The following is a 2,706-nucleotide window of genomic DNA, read 5'->3' as shown; positions in this document are numbered from 1 at the left end:
CGATGGCGAACATCAGATCAAAGGCGCGGCCGTCGTGGCCGCCCCGGCCCCTGACGCTGCGCTGCAGGGCATTCCCGAGCTGGAGCAGGTCGAGTTCAGCCAGCCAGTCGCCCTGCTCAAAGGCGGCAAGCGCGTACTCCTGCTGGCAAGGCGTGGGCGGCAGCGTTTCGCTGGAGACCGGGCTGGTGGTGGCGGTTGTGGGCGATGGCGCGAGGCAGGAGCCCGTCCAGCTGAGCATCGGCAGCAGGGACGGGATCAGAGGAAGCAGAGAGTGAAGGAAAGCGAGCAAGGAGTGTGTTGTGAGGCCCCATAGGGTTCCGGGCCCCTTGCGCTGCCCCTGGCAGTTGAGTCATGACGGAGGAGCAGTGCGAGAACCCACAGACCGGAAGGACCCACTTGCCCCGGGCGCCCATGGCCCGGGGCTTCTTCTTGGGCAGCGCCTGCGGAGCCGCGTGCACAGCCAATGACAACTCGGCCAGCTCCTGCTAGTACAAGTGTATGCATGCAGGGCTGTGATGGCGCGTTTTCCCTCCTCTTCGTCCCCCTCGGCCACGCGTTGCCCAGGCGGAGCAGCTGCGCCCGCAGAGGAGCCAGAGGCCTGGTCTTACCTGGATGAGGGCGTGCTGCGCCCCAGCCGCAGCCGCAAGGTCTGCATGACCTGCCACTGGTTTCGCCACCACGCCGGAGCCGAGTGCATTCCGCTGCTCACCTGCCGGCTGCACCACGGCCTGATTGCCCAGGGTGAGCACCTGCTCACCCGCTGCCAGGGCTGGACCGATGACGTCAGCCGACAGCAGGGCTGGGCACCGGAGGCTGGTTGAGGCGTGTTCGTTCAGAAGACGGGCCAGAAGATCCCATCGGCGCCTGCAGAGGGCTGGCTGAGCGATGGCCGCCAGCCGCTGCAATGGCCGCGCTGGCCTTGAACACGATCAAGCGTCGATGCGATCGCACAGCTCCCGGGCAATCTGAATGACCGATCAGGATGAGGCTAGATCAACTGGTCTGACTGCCCTGCAGTGGAACGGGACATTGAACAGCTCTGCATCGCAGCCACTGATCACCACTCTGCTCCTGCCCAGCAACCAACGCAATGCGTGTAAAGACGGATTGTTTGAGGCGGCTGGCCGGGCGAATCTGAACCCATCAACCCAGGGAGGCGCCACCGATGGCTGATACCCCACCGCAGCACCAGCAGAAGCAACGCTGACTGCAGGCCCCTGCTCCAACAGTCTTCACCCAACTGTGGGCAGGTCGTTCAGCCGGGCAAGTCGAGGAAGGGCATCCAAAGCCGCCTCACCCTGTGCGCCTGACTGATCGACACTCCGTTTGCATCGACATAGGTGCCCCAGGAGAACCAATCGCTCACACCTGGAACGTTCGGCCCCAGGTGCCAACGCCAGCAGCTTCGACCAACGATTGCCATTGGAATGTTGATTGACTCATGACCCCCGGGCGCTGCTCGGGGGTTTTTGGTTGGATCAGAAGCTGAAGCTGGTCTTGATCAGACCACCCAACTGGTTGAAGCCCCTGCCCTCAGGGGTGTCACCCCCCAGCGGCCGGCTCAGGTAAAACAACGCCGGGGTCACAGCGATGTTGTCGGTCACCTGGACCTTGTACCACCACTCCCACACGTAGTTGCCATCGTTGGGGGAGTCACCGCCCTTGAGGCTGGTGGCAAAGGGCGCCTGGCCAACGGCCATGCCGAGCGCGTTGCCCTGCATGAAGGCATCCTCCCACTGCAAACCCACGCTCCAGGACTGGCTGGTGCTCACCAGGCCCTGATCGTTGACGGTGCTGTTGTAGTTGGTGCTGTTGATGCCCCAGCCGGCACTGATGGAGGGGATCCAGCCGCTTTCGGCGGGCTGCCAGTAGGCGCTCAGACCGAACGCTGAGGTGTCACCTGGGTTCTGGAAGCTGTCGAGGGTGAAGTTGGTGGCATAAACAAACAGATCGTTGGCGTTCTGGATGTAGGAGTAGGTGGCCACAAGCCCCCACTGCTCCGCGGTGTAGCCGATCTGCACGGTGCCGGTGCCACCGGCGCCATCGGTGGCGATGCCACCCTCATTGGGAGTGCCGTTGTTGCCATTGGCGGCCACGTAGTTGGCACTGATGGCGAAGCCATTCTTCTGCCACCAGACACCGGCGCCGGCACCAAGGTTCTTGTTGTAGGCCCCCGGTGCACCGCCGAGGGTGAGCACGTCGAGCACCGTTTCAGTCGGGTACACACTCGGCCAGATGGCGAGCATGTCCTCCTGACCAACGCGGCCACCCAGGGTGAAGGTGAAGTCACCCAGGGGGAATTGATAGAAGAGGCGATCGATGCCCACGATATTGGCGCCCGCATCTTCCTGGAAGGCCACTTCTAGCTGTGAGAGAGCGCTGGGACCGCCTCCGCCGAAGCTGTTGTTGGATCTGTCAAAGTTGCCACCACGCAGGGTCGTGCGCAGCAGATCCTTGCCGGTGAAGCTGGTGTTGAAGTTCAGCTGCACGTCGTAGTTGAAGGTGGTGGCGCCGAACGCTGCCTTGTTGGCATCCACCAAGTTGCTGGCGCTGCCCCCGAAGGTGTTGGCACCGAACACGAACGTGGCCAGGCCTGAAAGCTTGGTAGTGGTGGAGAACTGGGTGGCTTCCAGCTCAGCAACCTTGGCCTCGAGGCCATCCACACGGCCTTTGAGCACGGCGAGTTCCTTTTCGAACTCCTTCATC

General features: G+C 63.1%; 2 protein-coding genes and 1 pseudogene. 1 reads left to right on the top strand and 2 read right to left on the bottom strand.

The window, feature by feature from the left end; translation table 11 throughout:
* A pseudogene (locus ACIQ2E_RS14015) lies at nt 1–238 on the bottom strand (hypothetical protein); the annotation flags it as partial.
* Between the two features lie 382 nt (nt 239–620).
* Here ACIQ2E_RS14015 and ACIQ2E_RS14010 point away from each other — a divergent pair.
* On the top strand, nt 621–821 hold the full coding sequence (locus tag ACIQ2E_RS14010; protein ID WP_398331841.1) for a galactose oxidase: 201 nt from the start codon (nt 621–623) through the stop codon (nt 819–821).
* A 657-nt stretch (nt 822–1,478) separates the two neighbouring features.
* On the opposite strand, the gene ACIQ2E_RS14005 is transcribed toward ACIQ2E_RS14010, so the two are convergent.
* Nucleotides 1,479–2,706: iron uptake porin (locus ACIQ2E_RS14005; RefSeq protein ID WP_398331838.1), on the bottom strand; the 1,228-nt coding region annotated here is incomplete at its 5' end.

Source organism: Vulcanococcus sp. (genome assembly GCF_044369115.1).
Taxonomy (GTDB): domain Bacteria; phylum Cyanobacteriota; class Cyanobacteriia; order PCC-6307; family Cyanobiaceae; genus Vulcanococcus.
This window is presented reverse-complemented; position numbering and strand designations above follow the sequence as displayed.